This window comes from Spirochaetae bacterium HGW-Spirochaetae-1 (genome assembly GCA_002839375.1).
In the GTDB taxonomy this organism is placed as follows: domain Bacteria; phylum Spirochaetota; class UBA4802; order UBA4802; family UBA5550; genus PGXY01.
Genome location: PGXY01000005.1, coordinates 243471 through 265564, shown reverse-complemented (window position 1 = coordinate 265564; position 22094 = coordinate 243471). Strand labels below are relative to the sequence as shown.

24 protein-coding genes are annotated in these 22094 nt (G+C 49.4%); 19 read left to right on the top strand and 5 right to left on the bottom strand.

Annotated elements, in window-relative coordinates; translation table 11 throughout:
• Window positions 1–20: 20 nt before the first annotated feature.
• The 3 genes from CVV44_11540 to CVV44_11530 form a co-directional block, all read right to left on the bottom strand.
• A complete protein-coding gene (locus tag CVV44_11540) occupies window positions 21–521 on the bottom strand; it encodes an N-acetyltransferase (protein ID PKL38510.1) in 501 nt (166 codons plus the stop codon).
• A 171-nt stretch (window positions 522–692) separates the two neighbouring features.
• Window positions 693–1148 (bottom strand): hypothetical protein, encoded by a 456-nt coding sequence (locus tag CVV44_11535; protein PKL38509.1) that lies wholly within the window; start codon window positions 1146–1148, stop codon window positions 693–695.
• Between the two features lie 365 nt (window positions 1149–1513).
• Window positions 1514–2788, bottom strand: a complete 1275-nt coding sequence (locus CVV44_11530) for a hypothetical protein (protein ID PKL38508.1) — start codon at window positions 2786–2788, stop codon at window positions 1514–1516.
• A 211-nt stretch (window positions 2789–2999) separates the two neighbouring features.
• On the opposite strand from CVV44_11530, the gene CVV44_11525 reads away from it, so the two are divergent.
• From CVV44_11525 to CVV44_11435, 19 genes are all read left to right on the top strand, one after another.
• Complete coding sequence (locus CVV44_11525; protein PKL38507.1) at window positions 3000–3311, top strand: hypothetical protein; 312 nt, start codon at window positions 3000–3002, stop codon at window positions 3309–3311.
• Window positions 3312–3319: 8 nt separating this feature from the next.
• Window positions 3320–5329 (top strand): hypothetical protein, encoded by a 2010-nt coding sequence (locus CVV44_11520; protein ID PKL38506.1) that lies wholly within the window; start codon window positions 3320–3322, stop codon window positions 5327–5329.
• 11 nt (window positions 5330–5340) lie between these two features.
• On the top strand, window positions 5341–5823 hold the full coding sequence (locus CVV44_11515; GenBank protein PKL38505.1) for a permease: 483 nt from the start codon (window positions 5341–5343) through the stop codon (window positions 5821–5823).
• Window positions 5824–5896: 73 nt separating this feature from the next.
• A complete protein-coding gene (locus tag CVV44_11510) occupies window positions 5897–6487 on the top strand; it encodes a hypothetical protein (protein PKL38504.1) in 591 nt (196 codons plus the stop codon).
• 13 nt (window positions 6488–6500) lie between these two features.
• Complete coding sequence (locus tag CVV44_11505) at window positions 6501–7508, top strand: hypothetical protein (GenBank protein PKL38503.1); 1008 nt, start codon at window positions 6501–6503, stop codon at window positions 7506–7508.
• Window positions 7505–7843, top strand: coding sequence for a hypothetical protein (locus CVV44_11500; GenBank protein ID PKL38502.1), 339 nt, complete (start codon window positions 7505–7507; stop codon window positions 7841–7843). Before CVV44_11505 ends, CVV44_11500 begins: the two co-directional genes overlap by 4 nt.
• The gene (locus CVV44_11495; GenBank protein PKL38501.1) at window positions 7840–9615 is read left to right on the top strand and encodes a V-type ATP synthase subunit A; all 1776 of its coding nucleotides are present in this window, start codon (window positions 7840–7842) and stop codon (window positions 9613–9615) included. Before CVV44_11500 ends, CVV44_11495 begins: the two co-directional genes overlap by 4 nt.
• A complete protein-coding gene (locus CVV44_11490) occupies window positions 9612–10994 on the top strand; it encodes a V-type ATP synthase subunit B (GenBank protein PKL38500.1) in 1383 nt (460 codons plus the stop codon). The genes CVV44_11495 and CVV44_11490 overlap by 4 nt, the downstream gene beginning before the upstream one ends.
• Window positions 10984–11655 (top strand): V-type ATP synthase subunit D, encoded by a 672-nt coding sequence (locus CVV44_11485; protein ID PKL38499.1) that lies wholly within the window; start codon window positions 10984–10986, stop codon window positions 11653–11655. Before CVV44_11490 ends, CVV44_11485 begins: the two co-directional genes overlap by 11 nt.
• Window positions 11656–11834: 179 nt before the next feature.
• Window positions 11835–12356, top strand: coding sequence for a hypothetical protein (locus CVV44_11480; GenBank protein ID PKL38498.1), 522 nt, complete (start codon window positions 11835–11837; stop codon window positions 12354–12356).
• 88 nt (window positions 12357–12444) lie between these two features.
• Window positions 12445–12705: a hypothetical protein gene (locus CVV44_11475; GenBank protein PKL38497.1), complete on the top strand. Its 261-nt coding sequence runs from the start codon at window positions 12445–12447 to the stop codon at window positions 12703–12705.
• A gap of 14 nt (window positions 12706–12719) precedes the next feature.
• Complete coding sequence (locus CVV44_11470) at window positions 12720–13706, top strand: hypothetical protein (GenBank protein ID PKL38496.1); 987 nt, start codon at window positions 12720–12722, stop codon at window positions 13704–13706.
• Window positions 13706–15661: a hypothetical protein gene (locus CVV44_11465; protein PKL38495.1), complete on the top strand. Its 1956-nt coding sequence runs from the start codon at window positions 13706–13708 to the stop codon at window positions 15659–15661. The genes CVV44_11470 and CVV44_11465 overlap by 1 nt, the downstream gene beginning before the upstream one ends.
• Before the next feature lie 85 nt (window positions 15662–15746).
• The gene (locus CVV44_11460) at window positions 15747–16034 is read left to right on the top strand and encodes a hypothetical protein (GenBank protein PKL38612.1); all 288 of its coding nucleotides are present in this window, start codon (window positions 15747–15749) and stop codon (window positions 16032–16034) included.
• Between the two features lie 7 nt (window positions 16035–16041).
• Window positions 16042–16347: a hypothetical protein gene (locus CVV44_11455; GenBank protein PKL38494.1), complete on the top strand. Its 306-nt coding sequence runs from the start codon at window positions 16042–16044 to the stop codon at window positions 16345–16347.
• A 33-nt stretch (window positions 16348–16380) separates the two neighbouring features.
• Window positions 16381–17031 (top strand): hypothetical protein, encoded by a 651-nt coding sequence (locus CVV44_11450; GenBank protein PKL38493.1) that lies wholly within the window; start codon window positions 16381–16383, stop codon window positions 17029–17031.
• A 41-nt stretch (window positions 17032–17072) separates the two neighbouring features.
• On the top strand, window positions 17073–18839 hold the full coding sequence (locus tag CVV44_11445) for a V-type ATP synthase subunit A (protein PKL38492.1): 1767 nt from the start codon (window positions 17073–17075) through the stop codon (window positions 18837–18839).
• 24 nt (window positions 18840–18863) lie between these two features.
• Window positions 18864–20261 (top strand): V-type ATP synthase subunit B, encoded by a 1398-nt coding sequence (locus CVV44_11440; GenBank protein ID PKL38491.1) that lies wholly within the window; start codon window positions 18864–18866, stop codon window positions 20259–20261.
• A 3-nt stretch (window positions 20262–20264) separates the two neighbouring features.
• The gene (locus CVV44_11435; protein ID PKL38490.1) at window positions 20265–20882 is read left to right on the top strand and encodes a hypothetical protein; all 618 of its coding nucleotides are present in this window, start codon (window positions 20265–20267) and stop codon (window positions 20880–20882) included.
• A 140-nt stretch (window positions 20883–21022) separates the two neighbouring features.
• Here the strand turns inward: CVV44_11435 and CVV44_11430 are convergent, their stop codons facing one another.
• Both CVV44_11430 and CVV44_11425 read right to left on the bottom strand, forming a co-directional pair.
• Complete coding sequence (locus CVV44_11430; GenBank protein ID PKL38489.1) at window positions 21023–21472, bottom strand: hypothetical protein; 450 nt, start codon at window positions 21470–21472, stop codon at window positions 21023–21025.
• A 27-nt stretch (window positions 21473–21499) separates the two neighbouring features.
• Window positions 21500–21916: a hypothetical protein gene (locus CVV44_11425; protein PKL38488.1), complete on the bottom strand. Its 417-nt coding sequence runs from the start codon at window positions 21914–21916 to the stop codon at window positions 21500–21502.
• Window positions 21917–22094: the final 178 nt, after the last annotated feature.

The following is a 22094-nucleotide window of genomic DNA, read 5'->3' as shown; positions in this document are numbered from 1 at the left end:
TGGGCGAAATTGGTGCTTCTTTAGAATAATTTCTTTCCATAATAAACATGATTGAATTTTACGCCATCCAGTTCAGCTACTTCCGGTAAAACACCCCATATTTCAAATTTATGTTTTTCCAATAATAGCGAGCTTCCAATATTTGTGTTAAATAGTATGGCAATTATATTTGTCTTCCCTGAATTTTTTGAAATTTTCAGTATTTCTGATAATAATTTATTTCCTATTCCCTGTCTCTGGTAATCAGTATGAATAAAACAGCTTACTTCAACGGTTTTATCTAAAGCCTCCCGGCCTTTTCTATAAGGACTGATACTGATCCAACCAAGAATTTTATTGTTACATTCAGCAATGAGTATAGGATAATTATCCTGTGAATGATCTAAAAACCATTCTTCTCTTTCTTCAACATTAAATTCCTTAGTAAAGCCGACTAATTTGCGGGTTCTTATAGCCTGATTCAATATATCAATAATTTCCTGAAGATCGTTGTTTATGGCGTTTCGTATTAGAATTTCCATTTTAGTAATTAATAAATGTTAAAATAATATTTTTATCATCCATGTCAATTGCGCTCAACTTGTTATATACGAAAATGTTATTAAGTCGCTTATCTAATATCCTCGATGCGGCGAATACTAACATATTCCCAGCCCGGTCTCCGTAGTAACATTTCTTTTTGAGTTCGCGGATCAGTACTTCATATAATGGAAGGGCTCTATGGCAGCCAGGGCTTCGGCGCTCAGCGTCTTGAATTTTTCTTTTTCCAGCATTTTCAGGGCTTTTTCGATCTGGTCTACCTGGATGACAAAAACGGCCTTCTGGCGGCTCTCGAGAACGAAGCCGTAGGCATTTTCTACGTTGATTTTTTCTGCCGCCAGGAACTGTACGAGCCGGTCCAGTCCTCCCGGTTTATCCTCAATAAGGACGGCGATGACTTCCTTCAACTCAACGGAAAGGCCTTCTTTCGAAAGGGCTTTCTGCGCTCCCTTCGGGTCATCGACGAGGATATTGAAAAATCCCCGCTCTCCGAAGGATGATATGGTTATAGCACGAATATTGATTTTTTCCCTGTTCAGGACGCCCGTAACACCGGCGAGCCTTCCCGGAGCATTGTCGGCAGGAACTGTCAGTTGATAGGCTATCATGGCGTGACCTCGCTTATTAACAACATAAGCAAAGGAATATCATTCCCCTGTTTCCCTGTCTACACTATTTCATGTGGAAGGAGAGATTAATTTAAATGTTACGGCCCCCGGCGGATGAATTAAATATTCAATAAAAATCGTTCTTCGCCGATTCATTCAAACAGCTCTAACTACCCTGAATTTTTCAGAGGGTAAGTTATTAAAGAATATGATGGATTAGTTCGCCTTTTTAACCCCCTTCGGGGGTGGCGAAAATCAGTAAATTAAAATCATAGATGTTTTCGCCGGGGGCGGCCTGTCTTCCAGGGGTGGCGACTCCTGGTTTCTGCGAAGATAAAGTTTGTACGCCGGGGCCGACGGTGCTCTTAATTCTTTATGGATATTTCCTCGTCCTTTTGCATGATATACTGCAGGGAAATATCGAGCACGGCCTTTACCGCTTCGGGTTCAATGGTTTCAACTGTGTCCCGTTCCGTGTGATAGGCCAAATCTTTCCGTATTGCATTAAGGTCCATGGCGATGATATTGGTGGCCTCAACGCCGATGCGGCCAAATTCCCCGGCGTCCGTGGCGCCGCCTCCCACGGGAAGGGGAAGCGCAATGGCCTTGTATCCGAGACTCCCGGCGATGTCGCGGCACTGGAGGGCCATTTTCTTTGAAAGGGGGACAATGCTGTTGATGTCCCGGGTGAAAAAAGCCAGGTGCCGCAGGTTGTAGATGCTGTCGATATTGAGATTAAAGGTCTTCAGGGAAAGAAGTTCTTCCCGGTGGGAGCGGCACCAGGCGTGGGCACCCTTGAGTCCCGCTTCTTCGGCATCAAAGGCCATGATGACCAGGCGCGTGTGTTTAAGGGGACGCACCTTTTTTCCCGCCTCGCGGAATATTTTCCCCGCTTCAGTTGCTATGGCAACGGCCACCATGTTGTCACCGGCTCCCGGAGATATCCTCCCCGTTGTGAACCAGAACAGGGGCGCGATTAAGGGAATGCCTCCTATCATGAACCACTGCACGGCAGGAGCGAAACCGGGAGCAGCATTGCCCGTGAGACTCATGATGCTCAAGGCCATGGTGCCGGCCAGGGACGCTATGATGACAATGACTCCCGAGACGATGACCGGTACGTACAGGAGCGACCGGGCCCGGGAGAGCCAGGTAAAAACATAGGGCGCGTCGTAGTGGCCCGAGATGATGATCTGTTGTTTTACCTCTCCCGAGGGTTCGATAATGCCGTAGATATTTTTCCCTTTTTTTTCCGGTGCCAGGAAATCGAACCATCCCAGGTACAGGACGAACTGCGAGAGGAACATTGCTGCCGAGAGGATAAGCAGGAGGGTTGTGACATGAACCAGTTCAGGTCTCATGAAAAGAATAAGGGCTCCCGCGAGGTAAAAGACCGACACATATTTAATGAAGCGGAGAAATCCGTCGGGCCTGTTGATGAATTTTTCACTGAGGGTTCTGTCGCAAAAGGAGGAAAGGACTTCTTTTATGCGGGCCCCGGCCTTCTGTGTCGGTTCCGATCCGGTGATCCGTCCGGGAAATCTTTGCACAATTTCATCGGTGAAGGCCAGGATATTTTTAATATTTTTTTCATTTGCCGAAATTGCCATCATTGCCGTGCTCCTGTAGTGAAGATGCATTCATTGACTGCTGGGACAAAACAGATCCTTAGATGATGTATATAAATCCCGCGATTATCACAACTGCTTTTCAGTTTTTTATGCCATGTGAAGGATTTTTTTGTTAAAAAATTCAAAAAATTTGACTCTGCCCCGGCATACTGGTATTAATAGAGTACGGGTCTTTGCCAGTGTGGTCAATTTCATATGAATATATGGATATAAAACTATCATGACCAATAAACTCATAACCGACATAAAAGAGGCTGAAAAACATGCCGCTGATATCATCAACGAGGCGACCAGGGAAGTGGAGAAACAGTTGGAACGTCTTGAAGAAGAATATGAAAATAGAATAAAAATGCTTCAGGCGGAAAGTGAGAAACGAAAGCAGGAAACCAGGAACAGGGCTGCCCTGGATGCCGCCCGTGACGGTGAACTGAAGGAACGGGAAACGCGGGAGGAAATTGAAAAAATTCGTCAAAGAGGAATGAAGAAAAAGGACGAGGTTGTGGCGTTTCTGCTGAATAAAATAATGGAATAGGAGTGTCTATGGCCATTAGCAGGATGACCAGGGTTTTAATCGCCGGACATCTTTCCCAGTTTGAAGCCTTTATGAGGAAACTTCAGCTCGCCTCGTTATTGCATCTCACCGATATTTCCGAAGAACCCCCCGGGGAGACCCGGGATGAAGTAAAAAAATCCTTCCTTGGAGACCTGAACCCCGAGCGCTTCCGGGAGCTTGAAGAAGTGAAAGAATTTCTTGAGCGCTTCAGGCCTGAAGAGTCCTTTCTCAAAAAATTATTTACCATGCCTCGTCTTATGGGCACCGACAGATTTTATAATTTTATAGATTCCTTTGACGCCACGGCCCTGAAGGAGCGAGTCCTGGACATTAAAAAGAAAATGCAGGCGCTGAAGGGAGAACAGGAAGAGCTGGCGCAGGAGAATGAACGTCTGGGAATTTGGCGGCATGTCAGCCTGCCTGTTTTTACACCGGGAGAGGGCGGGCGTGCCGTGATTATAACGGGCACCCTGAAAAGTACCTATATCCCGGACCTGGCCAGCGCGGATATCATGGATTATGAATCGCTGTATGAGGAGGATGAAGCAGCAGCCATTGTTACGGCCTGTCTTGTGGAAAATCTTTCGTCGTGCCGCAGTCTCCTCCGGCAGTGGGAATTTCAGGAGCTGGATACGGCTGGCCTGGGCATGTCACCGCGGGAAAAATATCATGAAAACATGCTGCGTATTGACGCAATTGAAAAGGAGCTGAAGTCCCTGGCCGGGGAAGCCGGAGAAATGGTGAAGGATTATGATAATCTCCTGGCCGTTATCGAGCATTACAGCAATCTGGAAAGGCGCGGTTCCGTTTTTCGATACTGGCTTACCACGGCTAATGCCTTTGTTCTGGCCGGATGGATACGAACTGATGATCTCCCGCGCCTGACCATGCTGGTGCGGGAATTCGATTCAGTAAACTTCGAGGAAACGGAACCGGGGAAGGGTGAATCACCGCCGGTTTGTTTTGAAAATATGAAGCTTTTTTCACCCTTTCAGCTTATCACGCGGCTTTACAATTATCCTGCATATTCTTCCCTTGATCCCAGCGCCATGACGTCGTTTTTCTTTGTTATTTTTTTCGGCCTCTGTCTTACCGATGCGGGATACGGGCTTATCCTGTCACTGGCGGCGCTGTGGGCATTGAAGAAAACCCGCGGTCAGGGGGATATCCTCTGGATCGCCCTGTGGGGAGGACTTGCCACCATAGTACTGGGACTTCTCACGGGGGGCATATTTGGTGATCTTTTCAGGAGCACGAACCCCTTTATTAATGCACCGGCCCTTACTGCTTTCCGTGACCGGTTTACCTGGTTTGATCCCATGCTGGAGCCCATGGTGTTTTTCAGGCTTGTCCTTTTTCTTGGCCTGGTCCAGGTACTCACGGGCCTGGTCATGGGAATTTACTCCAATATCCGTCAGGGTCTCTGGCTTGACGCCGTGGCGGATAATCTCTCCTGGCTGGTAATAGTTTCATCTCTCGTGACAATTCTTTTCGCCTCGGATCTCTGTGTGCAGATGGCCCTGGTGCCCGGTGACCGGCCTCTCTTTGACAGTGGACTGGTGAGGCCGGCGGGGATTGCCGCCGGAATCATGGCCCTGGTGGTCTTCTTCTTCGGCGGCAGGGATGAGGAAAAAATGTTTTTCCGTTTCTTCATTGGGTTCCTGAAGCTCCTTGTCCTGAGCGGTGTTTTTTCATACCTGGGTGATATACTGTCCTACATCCGCCTCATGGCGCTGGGCATGGTCACGGCCGGTATCGGTATGGCTATCAACACTATTGCCTTCATGATGACGGGTATACCGGTACTCGGCTATGTTATGGCGGCCCTTATACTTATCCTGGGGCATCTCTTTAATATGGCGATCAACTTGCTGGGAGGTTTTGTCCATACGCTGCGCCTTCAGTACGTTGAATTTTTTTCGAAATTTTTCACCGGGGGAGGGAAGGCTTTTACTCCCCTGGCCTATACAGATAAATATGTGAAAATAATTGAATAAAGGAGAAAGGCATGGAAGGTCAAATCGGTCTGGCCATTGCCATTGCAGGAGCGGCAATGGCGGCCCTCGTGGCGGGCATAGGTTCCGCCGTGGGCATAGGCCTGCCTGCGCAGGCAGCGGCAGGGGTTCTCAGGGAGGACCCGGAAAAATTCGGGAGCCTGTTCCTTCTGGTAGTACTTCCCGGGACACAGGGGTTCTACGGCTTTATAGCCGGTTTTCTGGTCATCATAAAACTGGGTCTGCTGGGGACACAGCCCATGATGCCGACTCTCTGGCAGGGATGGCAGATACTGTTGGCCTGCATGCCCGTGGCTCTGGCAGGTCTCGTGTCGGCAGTTCATCAGGGACGCGTCTGTACGGCCGGTGTTCACCTCGTGGCCAAGCACCCCGAGCAGGCTATGAAGGGGGTCATATTCGCAGCCATGGTGGAGACCTATGCGGTTCTGGGCCTTTTAACGACTTTTTTTCTTCTGAACGGCATAAAGCTGTCCTGAGGGGAGCTCGCGACCGGTAAGCGGTTATCGGCACCAACTCAACAAGGGAGGACAAAGAGGACGGAGCGGTAAAATGAACAGCCTATCGGAAAAAATTGTTACTGAAGCCCGTGAGAAAGCGCGGGAGATAGCACGCGGCGGTGAGACCGCTGTCGTGGAGCGCCGTGATGCATTGCAGCAGGAGTATGACAACCAGGCAGCTCAGGCACAGGAAAAACTCGATGCACTGTACCGCGCTGAATATAACCGGGTGCGGTCCATTCATAATCTGGAGCTGAAGAAAATGGCGCTCCGGCAAAAACGTGCTGTTATCGGTGAAGTGCTCATGGACCTGGCACGGGAGTTGAAGGATAACCGTGAGACATATAGGCGATTCATGGAACGCGTTGTGATTAAAGGCGTGCAGACGGGACGGGAGGAGATCATCGTTTCATCGGACGATGAAGTATTATTTACTCAGGATGTCCTGGAAAGGCTGAACAGCGAGGCCGGGGCGGTCATCAGCAAAGTCTCTGAAATAACACTTTCCCGGGAAAACAGGGAGACCGGCGGCGGCCTGTATCTCCGGGAGGGTAAAAGGGAATTCAACGCCACGGTGGATGCAGCAGTGCAGGTCATGGCTGACCGCTATCAGATTGATATCATTTCTATGCTGTTTTCATAAAGGATGGTGAAAGATGTCGTTATGGACAGGTGACCGGCGGCACATTTTTCTGACGGGCCTCATAAGGGCGATGGAAACACGGCTCCTGACCGAGTCCCTCGTGCGGCGTCTCATGGAAACTTCAGGTGACGATGCCTGTGTCGAAATATTGAAGGAAACTGTCTATGCCGATTATTTCGGCTTCGGCGAGGGCCTTGATCTGGACAGACTCATGGAGTGGCGGCGGAGCCGACTCTTTAATCTTGTAGAGAACTTTGTCCGTGATGAGAATTTTAATGCCCTTCTTCGTATTGGATATGATTACCATAATATGAGGGTCATGTTGAAAAAATCCCTTCTTGATATACCCGATGATTCGCTGTTCGTATCACATGGAATAATTCCCGTAGAGATCATGAAGGAAATCTTTATAAGTGAGCAGTTTCATCTGCTTCCTCCTGCAATGGAGCATGCCGTTACGGCCGCTGTTGAGTCCTGGTACCGGACAAAGATGCTCATAACCATTGACCTGTGTCTTGACGCTTCACTGTTCCATGACCTTATTCAGAGGAGCCTGAAAACCGGGAGCAGTTTTATCCATAAATTTATTCTCCTTTCAATTGATATGGCCAATATAAAAATATTCGCACGTGCCGGTGATATGCGTGACCATGATGGACTCAATGAGGTTCTCTTTATCGATGGCGGAAATATCGATCCTTACATATTTCGTTCTGCCCGCGGTGACGTACTGGATGAACTGAGGGAAACAGCTGAACGATATGACCTTGTGCGCATTGGTCACGCGGTCTCCCAGGCCCGGCAGAATCCCTTTGCCGTTGAAAGGGAATGTGACAATACCCTGACGGATTATCTCAGGGCGGCGCAATACCTCGTCTGGGGTGCAGAACCGGTATTCACCCATGCCTGGGCTGTGGAGCTGGAGCTTCGGGTGATAGGTATACTGCTGAGCGCTATACGGTCCGGGCTGGGAGTGGAATGGATTGAGATGCGGCTTCCCGAGACCATGGTGAGGGGATGATGAAGAAAGAAGCGGGAAAGATGGCTGCCGTGGGACCGGGGAAAGATGTTCTGCCCTTCCTGTCCATTGGTGCCGTTATTGTGAGCACGGAGGATCTGAACGAGGCCCGGGATGCCGTACGGCGCTTTGCCGGTGAGGGATATGCGATCATCTTTGTCAGCGATGATCTCCTGACGGGCATGGAAGATATCCTGTCGGAATATGCGGCACGTCCCCTGCCTGCCATTTCTGCGATTCCAGGAAGAAAGGGAAAATCTAATTTCATGATGGAGCGGCTGGGCAGTGCCGTGAGAAAGGCTATTGGTTTTGAAATAGAGGGGATAACAAAATCGTGAAAAAAGGAATGATAACAAAGATCTCCGGTCCGCTGGTGGTGGCGCAGAACATGTCGGGCGCCAGGATGTATGATGTGGTGCGCGTGGGCGCTAAAAGGCTTGTGGGAGAGATAATCGAGCTTAAAGAAGATACGGCGTCGATCCAGGTCTATGAGGAAACTGCCGGTGTGGGAACCCGCGAAGAAATAGAGAGGACCGACATGCCCCTTTCAGTGGAACTGGCGCCGGGGCTCATGGAGTCCATTTTTGACGGTATCCAGCGGCCCCTGGATAAAATACGGGAGAAGTGGGGCGATTTTATCGCCCGGGGTATTGATGTTCCTGCCCTGGACAGGGAGCGGAAATGGCATTTCACGCCAGAGGTTTCCCCCGGCAGGGAGGTCGTTGGAGGCGATATACTGGGAACGGTCCAGGAAACGGAAATTGTGGTGCATAAAATAATGGTACCCTGCGGTATCGGGGGGACCATAGAATCCATAACTGAAGGGGACTACACTATCACGGAACCGGTGGCGCGCATAAAGACTGTCTCGGGCATAAAGGAAGTGCCCATGCTGCAGGTCTGGCCCGTCAGGATGGGACGGCCCATTGTCAAAAAAATACCGCCGGGAGAAATGCTCACAACGGGACAGCGCGTTATCGATACCCTGTACCCCGTGGCCAAGGGCGGTACGGCCTGCATTCCCGGTCCCTTCGGATCGGGAAAGACCGTCGTCCAGCACCAGCTGGCCAAATGGGCCGATGCCGACATAGTCGTCTATGTGGGCTGCGGCGAGAGGGGAAACGAGATGACCGATGTGCTCCAGGAGTTTCCAGAGCTCAAAGATCCGCGGACGGGGTATCCGCTCATGAAACGCACGGTGCTTATCGCCAATACATCCAATATGCCCGTGGCCGCCCGGGAGGCGTCGGTCTACACCGGGATCACCATAGCTGAATACTTCAGGGATATGGGATATTCCGTGGCGCTCATGGCCGATTCAACATCACGGTGGGCCGAGGCCATGAGGGAGATTTCCGGAAGGATGGAGGAAATGCCCGGTGAAGAAGGGTATCCCGCTTACCTGGCGTCAAAGGTTGCGGCCTTTTATGAACGGGCGGGCCGTGTCCAGTGCCTGGGAAGCGACGGGCGGGAGGGAGCCCTTTCTGTTGTAGGAGCCGTATCGCCGGCAGGGGGTGATCTCTCGGACCCGGTTGTGCAGGCCACGCTGCGCGTGGTAAAGGTCTTCTGGAGCCTGGAGGACAAGCTGGCATTCCAGCGGCACTTTCCCGCCATCAGCTGGCTCAGGTCCTATTCTCTTTACGATAACGAGATGGAAGCCTTCATGGCGGAGCGCGTCAGCCCGGAGTTCCCCGTTCTGAAACGGCAGACCATCATGCTGCTCGAACAGGAATCGGAGCTTGAGGAGATTGTGCGACTTGTCGGCATTGAGGCTCTCAGTTCGCCCGATCGCCTCGTCATGAAAATTGCCAGGATCATACGGCAGGATTTTCTGCACCAGAACGCCTTCGATGACAGCGATACCTATACAAGCCTGAAAAAACAGTTTTTCATGCTGGATCTTATCCTGTATTACCGCGACCGCCTCAGAAAGGCCATCGTTGATGAAGGCCATGCTTATACGCTTTTCGACCGGATGGATGTTGAACAGGACATCGCCAGGGCCAAGTTCATTCCCGACGGAGACACGGAAAAAATACAGGATATCAAGGAGCTTATCGATGTAGAGATAGGGGAACGCCTGGCCGGAAACCGGGAGGGTGCGTCATGAGAAGGGAATATAAAACGATCAAGAATATCGTCGGTCCCCTTATCCTCGTCGATGATGTGAGGCGTGTTAAAAACGAGGAACTGGTGGAGATTATACTCCCCACGGGAGAAAAACGCCGGGGCAAGGTCATTGAACTGGAATATGACACGGCCCTCGTGCAGGTCTTTGAAGGGACGAGCGGCATCGATGTGCCGGAAACGGGAATCAGTTTTCAGGGCCGGGGCGTTGAGCTTGCCGTTTCTCCCGACATGCTGGGGAGAATATTCAATGGCATGGGGAGGACCATTGATGACGGACCCGATATTCTGCCGGAAAAAATGCTGGATATAAATGGAGCGCCTATAAATCCCTTCGCCAGGGATTATCCCAATGAATTCATACAAACCGGCATATCCTCCATAGACGGGCTCAACCCGCTGGTGCGCGGTCAGAAGCTCCCCCTATTCTCGGGATCTGGTTTGCCGCATAACAAACTGGCGGCGCAGATCGCTCGGCAGGCCTCGGTGCTGGGGAAAGAGGAGAGCTTTGCCGTCGTATTCGGGGCCATGGGGATTACCTACGAGGAGTCGGATTTCTTTATGCGTGAGTTCGTGGAATCGGGAGCCCTGGAGAGATCGGTGCTCTATATTAATCTTGCCGATGATCCGGCCATTGAGCGGATTGCTACGCCGCGTGTCGCCCTTACGGCGGCCGAATACCTGGCATTTGAAATGGATATGCACGTACTGGTCATACTTACCGATTTTACAAACTACTGTGAGTCGTTGCGGGAGATTGCCTCTGCCCGGAAGGAGGTGCCGGGGCGCCGGGGCTATCCCGGATATTTATATACGGACCTCTCCACTATTTATGAACGTTCCTGCAGGATAAAGGGGAGAAAGGGATCCATCACCATGATTCCCATACTAACCATGCCCGAGGACGACAAGACCCATCCCATACCGGACCTGACAGGATACATAACCGAAGGACAGATAATCCTTTCACGGAGTCTGTATCGGAAAAACATTGATCCTCCCGTTGATGTGCTGCCTTCCCTTTCGCGCCTCAAGGACAAGGGAATCGGCGAGGGCAAGACCAGGGAGGATCATGCCGATCTCTCCAATCAGCTGTTTGCCGCTTATGCCCGGGGTAAGGAGATGCAGGAACTAGCCGTCATTCTCGGTGAATCGGCGCTTTCAGAGATTGATAAAATATATTACAGCTTTGCCGGGGAATTCGAAAAACTGTATGTTTCCCAGGGATATTACGCCAACCGGTCCATTGTAGAGACACTTGATCTTGGATGGTCCCTCCTGAAGGTTTTCCCGCGACAGGAACTGAAGCGTATTAATCTGAAACTCATGGACCTCTTTCTCGGGAGGGAGAATGATTCTTGATGTCAGCCCTACGCGCATGGAGCTACTGAAGCTCAGGAAAAAACTGGTGCTGGCCCGCAGGGGTCACAAACTTCTAAAGGACAAACTGGATGAGCTTATTCGGATAGTGCTGAAACTTGCCCGTGAAATGTGGCAGTCCAGGGCGCTTGTGGACGCAAAACTTGCCCAGGCCGGTAATTTTATGACCTTTGCCGGGTATGTGACTTTCCCCGAGGCTGTGGCTTCTGCTTTGATGTCATCGGGCGGCAGCAGTGATCTTGAAATTACCCTGGTGCCGCGGCTCAATCTCCGTGTCCCAGAATTTACCCTGGGTCTTGACCGGCAGAGTACGGGAGGCTACGGCTTTGTACAGACTTCCCAGGGCCTGGATTATTCGCTTTCCCTGTTCAGGGACGCAGCCCAGAGCCTGGTGGTACTTGCCGGCAGGGAAAAGCAGGCAATGATGGTGGCCAATGAAATTGAAAAGACCAAGAGACGGGTAAATGCACTGGAGTATATTTTAATTCCAAATATTGAAGAGACTATACGCTATATCACTATGAAACTAGAAGAGAATGAAAGAAACACCAAGACCCAGCTTATGCGGATCAAAGATATTGTCAGGGCGCCCCGTGCGCAGGTATCGGCCTATCCCGGTGTCAGCAGGTATCCGTCACTTTAGGAAAATTGATAAAATATTCCAAATATTTTGACTGATGCCGGTAGATTTGTTAAACTGAATATGCACGTGTAACTTTTTATATAAAAAAAATATACGTGCATGCCTGTAAATATTCGTTGCTTCGTATCGTGACGATTATCTGCGGGGTGAATTTCTATTTTATATCATGGAGGTACACAATGTTACATTTGATTTCCGACAAGCTGGTTGAACTGGTTGAGAAGCATGCCGATCTCATAGTTAAACGATGGATAAAGGGCCTCCTGGCTGATCCTACCACATCATCGTATACGGAGCATAACACGAAGTTTGTGGAGAACAAGGCCAAGATGATATTGAAGAACATGGGCCAGTGGATAAGCTACGATACTACCAAGGAGGAAATAGGCAGGAGCTACGCGGACCAGGGCAAGGAGCTGTTCAGGATGGGCATACCGCTCTGCGAGGTGCACCGGGCCTCCGTCGTATTGCGGAGAACACTGTGGGTTTTTGTCGTACATGAAAGCGCCTTTGATTCGGCCTTTCAGCTTCATCAGATGCGGGAGCTGAATGACCGGATTATTCTCTTCTTCGACAGGGCCGAATACTATACTATCAGGGGATATATCGAGGCCATGCACGAAAAGCTGAAAGAATTTGGCACCATTGATCCGGCACAAGCGGAGACGATTTTCTTTGAGAATTCATTTTATAACAAGTAAATGATGAACGACATGTGTACCTATAAATGCGTAAATCATCATGGATGAGACTATCAAACATATTCTTGATGTGGAGCAGGAGTCGTCAATGGCTATTGATGAGGCCCGCGGTGCGGCGAGGAAAAATCTTGATGATTTCAGACTCGCAGAGCAGGGAAATCGACATGCACTCCAGGCAAAAATAAGGGAGGAAAATATAGCAAGAAAAAACAGAGCGATACGGGAAGTAAAAGAAAGTTCGGCTCACTCGCTTGATGCCGTAAGGGCTGAAGGGGAGAAACTTGGCGGAAATCATGAATTATGCAGAAAGGTTGAGGATGTTATAGTGGATTTACTGCTTAAAATTTAAATACAGGAGCCCCCATGGGATGCTTTGCTGACAGGGATTATGTTCATGCAAAAGTATACGCGCTGCACGGATACCTGCTCTCGGAAAAAGATTACGCCGAGATGCTGGGGACAGGAAACGTGCAGGGGGCGGCGCCGGGCATCCCTCCCGGGATGCTGCATGATGATTTTCTGAAAGCAAAGGAGTATGTATTCAGGCAGCAGATCCGTGTTGTTGTCGATCTCTATGGCGCCAGCCGTTTTTACCAGGAGCTCTTATTATCCTTCCTGAGATGCTACGAAATACGGAATCTGAAACTTGCCCTGACCGGGGCTGCCGGTCAGGATGTCCATATACGGCAATGGTATGACATATCGCCGCACCAGAGCCTTGAAAGGGATGTTTTGAACCAGGAAATAACGATGGAAGTGATGCGTACATTGACGCATACATCCTACCTGGCTTCCATTGTGTCTTCCCGTGATGATCTCTCCCCTGCAGATGCGCTGATGGATGCTGACCGGTTTCTTCTCAGATATATTTTTCTTGTGCCGGGGCGAATTCCATCTACGCTTCGTGGAGACATTTTCACCATCTGTGCCGGTGCCGCGGCATATATACGAATAACATGGAGAGAACGCCTGAAGAGGTATTATGACATGAATGATGGGGCTAGTGGTGAATATATGAGGAAATTTCTGGAGCCTGCTGGAGGGTTCGGCATTGCTGAGGAACAGGTGAAGAAATGGGAAAAGATCATGGAGGGTATTCTGAAACGGTCATTACCGGCTGCTGATGGTGAAGCGGGAAGCGATCTTTCCCTGTTTGAGCGTGAACTGGAATATGTTTTGTGGTCGAGGGTCGGGAAATTTTTCTATCGCCAGTATCATTCGGTCAATCCCGTTATCTGCTATCTCATCCTTCTGCATTTTCAGATCAAAAATATTTTCGCCGTCATGGAGGGAATTCGATTCAACTATCCCCGCGATGAACTGCGGAAAAGGATAATTTGCGGGGTGTGATGTTTGTAAAATCGGACATACGTAAAATAAGCCTTGTTATAACTAAGAAGCATTATAACGGGCTGATATATGAACTGGGAAATCGCGAGTATGTCCATTTCAGCGAAGTCGACGATGAACGTGCAGTGCTAAAAAGAAAACCGGATACGGATGGCGAAAAGGATAGTATGTATGCATTTGTTTCGGCCGGGAAATTTCTTGAAGAATATGATCCAGAAACGCTGGAGGAATTTGATTATGAATTGTTCCTTCAGAATGAGGAAAAACTTTTTTCCCGCCGACTCGATGACGATGTTCGGTTTATCAATGACGTACAGGTAAAGAAAGAAAAGTATGAATCCCTTAAATCAAGGATTGACGGCGCCATAAGTGAAATTGATGAGAAAAAAAATGATCTGTTGAAATTACTGAAGTTGGATATTGACATTGAAGGGCTAAAGTCCATGAAACTATGTACCGTCATCTGGGGTGAAACGGACAGGATGGTGAATGCCGATGATCTGCGTGAGTGCGCTGGTTCGTACCTGGTGAGCGCCGGTCCCTACACGGTATGTGTGACTTTGGAGAAATACAGGGAGCACGTCATGGGCATACTGTCACGCTACGGATTCAGGGACCGGAGTGATATGCTGACCGGCGGTGAAAAACTGCAGAATGAGATACGGCGACTTGATAAAAGAAGGGAGGACCTGGATAAAAGGAGTGCGCGGGTGGAAGAACGTTTTCGGCTTTTCCTCGAGGCATGGATTCCCTCCATGACGGAAATTTATGGGAGTTATACCGTTCTATTGAAAATAAGGGGAGCCCGGGAAAAACATCTCGTTTCCGAAGAGGTTCTTGTCGTCTCGGGCTGGGCTGACCATGATGATGTGCCGGGATTGGAAAAGGTGCTGCATGAAATATGCGGAGATAGTTATTTTCTCCACGTCTCATCAAAAAAAGAAAGATGGATATTCCGGCGCCAGGCACCGGTGAACCTGAGAAATAATTTTTTGTTCAGGCCTTTCGAGCTTCTTGTGAAAAACCTGGGTATGCCCGGCAATGACGAGGCGGATCCGACGCCGCTGACAGCCTTTTCTTTCGTGCTTATGTTCGGCGTCATGTTTGGCGATGCCGGCCAGGGACTTGTGCTTGTAATTGCAGGATTTATTTTGCGCTATATCGGCGGAAAGAGAATGGAACGGCGTCCGGCACTGGTCGATGGAGGCGGAATTCTCATCGCCTGCGGCATTTCAGCGACAATTTTCGGTTTTCTCTACGGGAGTTTTTTCAGTAACGAGCATATCATCCAGGCTCTGTGGTTTCATCCCATGGAGCACATGATGGAGCTCTTTCTCGCCACAATTGTCATGGGCGCCCTGCTGATCACCGTGGCGGTGCTTATGAATATCATAAACGGCATTATTGCCGGCAGGTGGGACCGGTCCCTGCTGGATACGAAGGGGCTCCCGGGGCTTATCGTTTACCTCATGCTGGTTTTTATTGCCGTTCGTTTCGTCCGCGAGGGAATACTGCCGACACGGGAAGAGCTGGCTTTGTGGCTTGGCTTCCCCGTGGGAATTTTCATCATGAGAAATATCATACTGTACCCGTTTCAGGTGCATGACAGGCTTTTTCCCCACGGGGTCTTCGAATATATTGTCGAGACGGCAGTGGAATTAATCGAAATGTTCTCCGGTTTTTTAAGCAATACAATTTCCTTTGTCAGGGCCGGGGCCTTTGCCCTGAGCCATGCGGGATTGAGCATCGCCATATACACGCTGGCGGGAATAATAAACCCGGAGATGTCGGGGCCGGGTGTGTACCTGGTTCTTATCTTCGGCAACATTTTTATCATCCTGCTTGAAGGCCTGGTATGCGGCATACAGTCCATGAGGCTGGAATACTATGAATTCTTCAGCAGGTTTTTCCAGGGAGATGGAACGCCCTTTGAGCCGTTTTCCCTGAGGAAATAACATTATGTATGTTACGGGAGGGATGATGATGGGCATGAAAAGGAAAGTGATCCGGTTTTTGTTTCTCATGGCGGCCTTTTTAGTGATGATTATCTGTATCCAGGGAAACATTTATGCCGCCGATGCGGTTAACGAAGGTTTGAAGACGGCGCAAAGTTATGACCGGGCTGCCATGACCTTTGCGGCCATGGGGGCCGTCGGCCTGTCGTGCATGACCAGCGCCTATGCGCTGGCAAAGATAGGTTCGGCTGCCATGGGGGCCATGAGTGAAAAGCCGGAAGTGGGAGGCCGGGCCCTGGTGTTTCTGGGCATGGCCGAAGGGATAGCCATATACGGGCTCATCATCGCCATCATGATCCTGAACAAGATATAGGGATTCTATGGAAAGTATTTATATTATGGGGGATGTCCACACCGTAAATGCCTTTCGTATTGCCGGAATAGACGGCCGTGTGGCAGCACGGGAAACGGCCCGGGATGTACTGGAGACCTTGATGCAGTCAGAGGATCCGGCAGTGGTCGTGGTAACGCGGGACTGCGTTGAGGATATAGAGGCTTTTATCGGCGAGTTGAATCTTCTCCGCAGCCGCCCCGTTGTTATACAGATCCCCGGCATTGACGATGCCCGGGGATTTGAGAAATCCCTGCTGGGATATATAACCGAGGCCCTGGGTGTGGCTATTTAACAGAGAGCTTTCGGAGCAAGGATATAACCTGACATGAATGATGAGAGAAAGGCACACGAAACATCACAAAGCGACCCCGCGGGGATACTGACTTCATTGAAGCAGGAGGTGAACAGGAAAATTGAAGAGATACATCGGTTCACCACGGAGGAAATGGATAAAATCAAAAACGATAACGAAAGGGAAATGGAAGAATTCAGGAAGAAAGAGAATGACCAGACTGACGGGGAAATAGAATTTGAAAAATCAAAAATTATAAACAGGACCGTTATTGAAAAGAAAAAGCTCAGGTTGTCCATTATCGAATCCTTTATAGAAACTATGATCCGTGATGCCGCGAAGAAATTGCGTCTTAATCCCGAATATCCGGATTTTATATTTCGTCATATTGATGAGGCTATCGAGATGACAGGTAGCGCTATGTTGCTCGTAAAGATAGGTCCCGCGGACAGGGACATGATAGAGAAGGTTAAAAAATATGCGGGATCGAAGGCCGGAAAGTGCGAAGTCGCTGTTGATGAGAGTATAACCATGGGGGGTGTCGAAATATTTCACGAGGAATCAGGCATGCTTTACAATGGGAGCATTGACCGTATTGTTTACCGGCACAGGGATCGGTTGAGACGGGCCGTCTATACGGTTCTTGAAGAATATGGGGTCTTATCGCCCTTCGGAAACAATTAAAAAAAAGCTGCCATGATGAGAAAAACTGAGAGGAAGCAACGATGAATGATCCGGTATTATCAGGCACAATTACCAATGTGAATGGCCCCATTGTAAAGGCCGTGGGTATGCGCGGTGTCAGCATGCTGGATATAGCCGAGGTGGGTCCGTCCAGACTGGTGGGAGAGGTTATCCGTCTTCACGATGAAGTTACCATTGTACAGGTCTATGAAGATAATACGGGTCTGCGGCCCGGAGATACCGTCCTATCCTCGGGACGTCCTCTTTCAGTTCTTCTGGGACCGGGTCTTATTTCCAATATATATGACGGCATACAGAGGCCGCTGGTAGGTATAGAGGAAAGGTGCGGCGCATATATCAGGAAGGGGATTAAAGTTTCACCTCTTGACACGGAAAAGAAATGGCCGCTCAAAGTCCTGGCGAAGAAAGGAGACGCGGTAAAGCCGGGAACCGTAGTGGGTGAGATACAGGAATCGCCGTGTATACTGCATCGCGTCATGGTTCCGCCGGGAATCTCGGGAGTAATTGAAACAATTGTTCCATCGGGTGAATATACCATCGAGGATGAGATATACCGTGTCGCCACGTCAGAGGGAGCCGTTGCGGGTAAACTGGCCCATTATTGGCCGGTGCGGCAGCAGAGGCCGTTTCTTGAAAAGAAAAGATCGGGTATGCCCCTTATAACGGGGCAGCGTATCATCGATACTTTTTTCCCCATAGCTAAGGGCGGCACGGCGGCCATACCGGGAGGTTTCGGAACAGGAAAAACCATGACACAGCATGCCCTGGCAAAGTGGTGTGATGCCGATGTAATCGTTTATATAGGATGCGGAGAGCGGGGCAATGAAATGACCGATGTGCTCAACGAGTTTCCGGGGTTGGTTGATCCACGGAGCGGACGTCCCCTTATGGAAAGAACGGTCATGATTGCCAATACGTCCAACATGCCTGTAGCTGCCCGGGAGGTGAGCATATATACCGGTGTGACTATAGCGGAATATTATCGTGATATGGGTTACAGTGTGGCTGTTATGGCCGATTCCACATCGCGGTGGGCCGAGGCTCTGCGTGAGCTGGCCAGCCGTCTGGGTGATATGCCCGCCGAGGAAGGATTCCCGCCTTACCTGGCCACCAGGCTGGCCGAATTCTATGAGAGGGCCGGGTATGTGGAAACACTGAATAACCGTGAGGGCAGTATCAGTATCATAGGTGCCGTTTCTCCGCCGGGCGGTGATTTTTCAGAACCGGTTACGCAGCACACGACGAGGTTTGTGCGGTGCTTCTGGGCCCTGGACAAGGTCCTGGCCGACGCAAGACACTACCCGTCAATAAGCTGGACAGACAGCTATACCGAATACATCGATGAAATAGAGAAATGGTGGCGGGAGAAGCATGGAGAATGGCTTGATGTGCGAAAGGAGGCGTTGAATATTCTCCTGGAGGAAGACCGTCTTCAGCAAATAGTCAAGCTCGTAGGCCCCGACGCCCTTCCCCTGGAAGATCGCTTCATTCTATTTTGCGCCGAGATCATCAAAAACGGTTTCCTGCAGCAGAACTCCTTCGATCCCAAGGATATGTACTGCAGTCCGGAAAAACAGATCAGGCTTCTCGGTATTATTGTCCGCTTTTACCGGGAAGGAAAGGAAGCGCTTGCCGGCGGTACCGATCTTCATAGCCTGCTGTTCCTTGATTCAGTGCCTGAGATCAGCAGGCTGAAGTCGGAGATCGGCAATGATGAACTGGAAAGGCTGGAAGTATTTGAGAAACTTCTTGAATCGCAGCTTGTTTCACTGCGAGGCGTCAGGTAGGGCAGTCATGGAGAGGGGCTCGATATGAACGAATGCGAATATATGAACCTGAATGAAATCAGCGGACCATTGGTCGTTGTAGAAGGCGTAACCGGTGTCGGGTTCGGCGATCTGGTGGAGATACGGTCTCATGGCGGTGAAATGAGGATAGGGCAGACCGTTGAAGTCGGTGAAAGAAGCGCTGTTGTCCAGGTTTTCGAGGGGACTACGGGACTCAGCAGGGAGGGAACGCGTACGACCTTTCTCGGAAAGCCCATGGAGATGCCGGTCCATCGCGACATGCTGGGAAGGGTTTTCGACGGTCTGGGACGGCCCATGGACGGTGCCCCGCAGGTGGTGTCCGACGCATCAATGGATATTAACGGCCTCCCCATCAATCCGTGCAGTCGGGAATATCCGCGCGACTTCATCCAGACCGGTATATCGGCAATAGATGGAATGAATACTCTTATCAGGGGACAGAAGCTTCCCATTTTCTCAGGAAGCGGCATGCCGCATAACCATATCGCCGCACAGATTGCCCGGCAGTCGAAAATCCTGACGGCGGAACAGGAATTTACCGTCATTTTTGCAGCCATGGGAGTGAAGTTTGATGTGGCGAGCTTCTTTATAGACTCTCTTGAAGAGAGCGGTGTATTGGGCACTTCGGCCATATTTCTCAGCCTGGCCAATTCGCCGTCCATCGAACGCCTGATTACGCCACGGGCGGCTCTTACCCTTGCCGAATACCTGGCCTTTGAGCATAACATGCATGTGCTGGTGATTCTCACGGACATGACCAATTACTGCGAGTCGCTTCGGGAGCTTTCCAGTTCCCGCGGCGAGGTTCCGTCCCGGAAGGGATACCCGGGATACCTGTACAGCGACCTGGCGTCGATTTATGAAAGGGCGGGCAGGATAAAGGGAAGCCGGGGATCCATCACGCAGATACCTATCCTTACCATGCCCAGCGATGATATATCCCATCCGGTTCCCGACCTGACGGGATATATCACCGAGGGACAGATTGTCCTTGAGCGGGAGCTGTTCAATCGTGGCGTGTATCCTCCTATTGCAGGACTACCGTCCCTCTCGCGGCTTATGAAGGACGGAATTGGTGAGGGCAGGACCAGGAAAGACCACAAGGGAGTTGCTGCTCAGTTGTTTGCCTGTTATGCGAAAGTAAAGAGGATCAGGTCCCTGGCATCCATAGTGGGTGAGGAGGAACTATCGTCACTTGACAAGATATATCTCAGGTTCGGTAAAGAATTTGAGGATCGTTTTCTGAGTCAGAGTGCATATGAAAACCGGTCAATCGAAGAAACACTGAACCTGGGATGGGAAATGCTGTCGGAACTTCCCGAGGAGGAACTCTATAGAATTTCACGCGAAGATATCCAGCAGTATTATATCCCCGAAGGAAAAAAAAGTACGGAAGTTTGATATATGGCCGGAGCGGACATCCCCCCTACCAAGACAAACCTCAGAAAGGTTAAGGCTGACCTGTCCTTCGCATATGAGGGATTCGAACTGCTGGACCAGAAAAGAGAGATACTCGTCATTGAAATCATCAAATATGTGAGGATGATAAAGGAGACGGAAAAGGAATTTAAAAGGATTCTCGATGAATTTTATAAACTTTACAGGACAGCTGCCGTTGACATGGGGTCGCCCGTTTTGGCCCTGGAAGCCCCGTGGGAAAAAAAGAGGTATAGTCTCACCATGGATACAGTGCGGTTCATGGGAATGCGGTTGCCGCGATTAAACATTGAATCCGGTGAGGCCGGCCTCCCTCAGTCTCTTCTGGCGACCGCTGCATCATATGACATGATAAAAATTGCCGGTGAAAGAGTGGTTAAGGTCATGGTTAAGTATGCCATGCTGACAAAAACGATATACATCCTTTCCAATGAACTGAAGAAGGTGCAGCGCCGTGTTAATGCCCTGGAAAAGGTTTTTATCCCACGGTATGAACAGACAAAGAAATTCATCAGCGATCGTCTCGAAGAAATGGAGAGGGAAGAAATTTTCGTTAAAAAATTAATTGAAAAGCGTCGTTTATGAGGAGTATGGTTGTCCGCAGGCTTACACGGCGTCAAAGGATGTATTTTATCGGTCTGATGTTCCTGGCTGTTATGAATATTATAATATTCCTTCTTGCATGGAAAGTGATTATTCTCCTTATGGGAAAAAGCCGCTGATTCTCACTCTCTGATATTAAAGGTTAGAACGGGGATTTCGGCGTTCCTGATTATTTTCTCCGCTATGTTATTATGGATCATGTGGGTAAATACACCCTTTCTCACATGATGACCGATGATGATGAGATCGGCCCCGATTTTTTCAGCCGTTTCCAGTATTTTATCGCAAGCGCTTCCCACTACTATAATAGGCTCTATTTTTTTAAATTGGTCTGATAATTTGCCGATGTAGGATGTCATCTCTTTCAGGGTTTCCTTGACGGCATGGTCGCGGAATTCCTCCCAGAGCTTGTAAGCATCGGAGTAGAAAGAAATTCGGGGCATTTCCTCAATGACATGGATGGTATAGATTTCAGCCTCGTACTTTTTTGCCACGGAAAGGGCCCGATCCAGGATTTCATCGGGGCTCTCGGTGAATTGAAGAGCGACAAGAATTTTCATGGTTTTGTTCATGATATGCCTCCTTTCCTCCGGAACGAGTTACTTTAATCGAAATTCTTCTATGAGTATATGAATGATCCTGTTGTCGTCCTCATGAAGTTCCGTAAATTCAAATCCGGAAAGATAAAATTCCTTGTCAACTTCATCATGTCTGGTCCAGCGGCACTGAGCTATGAATTCAATAACCCGATCCCGGTCCTTTCCATCTTTCCAGTCCAGGGTTGAGGGCAGTTTCATTTTAAGTTTATAAAATTTGTTTGTCTGCAGGGGGCCCTCAGACATAATCATCAAACCGTCTTTGGAGATGTCGATGAGAAATCCAATAAATTCATCGTCTTCAAAGACGCGAAGATAAAAGGTGAGATATATCCTCTGATGTTCCCTCGGTGCATGCTTCATGGTTCCACCCCTCCCCTCACCTGATTTTTTGTAAATGTATATGTAATTTACAGTCATTTATATTCAAAATCAAAATATTTTAAAAAAATTGTAAAAATAGATAAGACTATTCTAAGGTCTATACTTGGGGAATATTAAGGATAATCCATCATATTACACTTGACGTATGAATGAATAGAAAATATTTCTTATGGGCTGGCCCTGAACCTGCTGTTTTCAGTGACGGCATCGGGCA

Excerpts from the sequence above, each read along its gene's own strand:
- CVV44_11460 (PKL38612.1), top strand. The coding sequence starts at position 15,747 with ATGATTATCTGTATCCAGGGAAACATTTATGCCGCCGATGCGGTTAAC.
- CVV44_11440 (PKL38491.1), top strand. The coding sequence starts at position 18,864 with ATGAACGAATGCGAATATATGAACCTGAATGAAATCAGCGGACCATTG.
- CVV44_11540 (PKL38510.1), bottom strand. The coding sequence starts at position 521 with ATGGAAATTCTAATACGAAACGCCATAAACAACGATCTTCAGGAAATT.
- CVV44_11465 (PKL38495.1), top strand. The coding sequence starts at position 13,706 with ATGTTTGTAAAATCGGACATACGTAAAATAAGCCTTGTTATAACTAAG.
- CVV44_11480 (PKL38498.1), top strand. The coding sequence starts at position 11,835 with ATGTTACATTTGATTTCCGACAAGCTGGTTGAACTGGTTGAGAAGCAT.
- CVV44_11520 (PKL38506.1), top strand. The coding sequence starts at position 3,320 with ATGGCCATTAGCAGGATGACCAGGGTTTTAATCGCCGGACATCTTTCC.
- CVV44_11505 (PKL38503.1), top strand. The coding sequence starts at position 6,501 with ATGTCGTTATGGACAGGTGACCGGCGGCACATTTTTCTGACGGGCCTC.
- CVV44_11455 (PKL38494.1), top strand. The coding sequence starts at position 16,042 with ATGGAAAGTATTTATATTATGGGGGATGTCCACACCGTAAATGCCTTT.
- CVV44_11445 (PKL38492.1), top strand. The coding sequence starts at position 17,073 with ATGAATGATCCGGTATTATCAGGCACAATTACCAATGTGAATGGCCCC.
- CVV44_11510 (PKL38504.1), top strand. The coding sequence starts at position 5,897 with ATGAACAGCCTATCGGAAAAAATTGTTACTGAAGCCCGTGAGAAAGCG.
- CVV44_11500 (PKL38502.1), top strand. The coding sequence starts at position 7,505 with ATGATGAAGAAAGAAGCGGGAAAGATGGCTGCCGTGGGACCGGGGAAA.
- CVV44_11485 (PKL38499.1), top strand. The coding sequence starts at position 10,984 with ATGATTCTTGATGTCAGCCCTACGCGCATGGAGCTACTGAAGCTCAGG.
- CVV44_11525 (PKL38507.1), top strand. The coding sequence starts at position 3,000 with ATGACCAATAAACTCATAACCGACATAAAAGAGGCTGAAAAACATGCC.
- CVV44_11530 (PKL38508.1), bottom strand. The coding sequence starts at position 2,788 with ATGCATCTTCACTACAGGAGCACGGCAATGATGGCAATTTCGGCAAAT.
- CVV44_11430 (PKL38489.1), bottom strand. The coding sequence starts at position 21,472 with ATGAACAAAACCATGAAAATTCTTGTCGCTCTTCAATTCACCGAGAGC.
- CVV44_11425 (PKL38488.1), bottom strand. The coding sequence starts at position 21,916 with ATGACTGTAAATTACATATACATTTACAAAAAATCAGGTGAGGGGAGG.
- CVV44_11490 (PKL38500.1), top strand. The coding sequence starts at position 9,612 with ATGAGAAGGGAATATAAAACGATCAAGAATATCGTCGGTCCCCTTATC.
- CVV44_11535 (PKL38509.1), bottom strand. The coding sequence starts at position 1,148 with ATGATAGCCTATCAACTGACAGTTCCTGCCGACAATGCTCCGGGAAGG.
- CVV44_11435 (PKL38490.1), top strand. The coding sequence starts at position 20,265 with ATGGCCGGAGCGGACATCCCCCCTACCAAGACAAACCTCAGAAAGGTT.
- CVV44_11475 (PKL38497.1), top strand. The coding sequence starts at position 12,445 with ATGGCTATTGATGAGGCCCGCGGTGCGGCGAGGAAAAATCTTGATGAT.
- CVV44_11515 (PKL38505.1), top strand. The coding sequence starts at position 5,341 with ATGGAAGGTCAAATCGGTCTGGCCATTGCCATTGCAGGAGCGGCAATG.
- CVV44_11470 (PKL38496.1), top strand. The coding sequence starts at position 12,720 with ATGGGATGCTTTGCTGACAGGGATTATGTTCATGCAAAAGTATACGCG.
- CVV44_11450 (PKL38493.1), top strand. The coding sequence starts at position 16,381 with ATGAATGATGAGAGAAAGGCACACGAAACATCACAAAGCGACCCCGCG.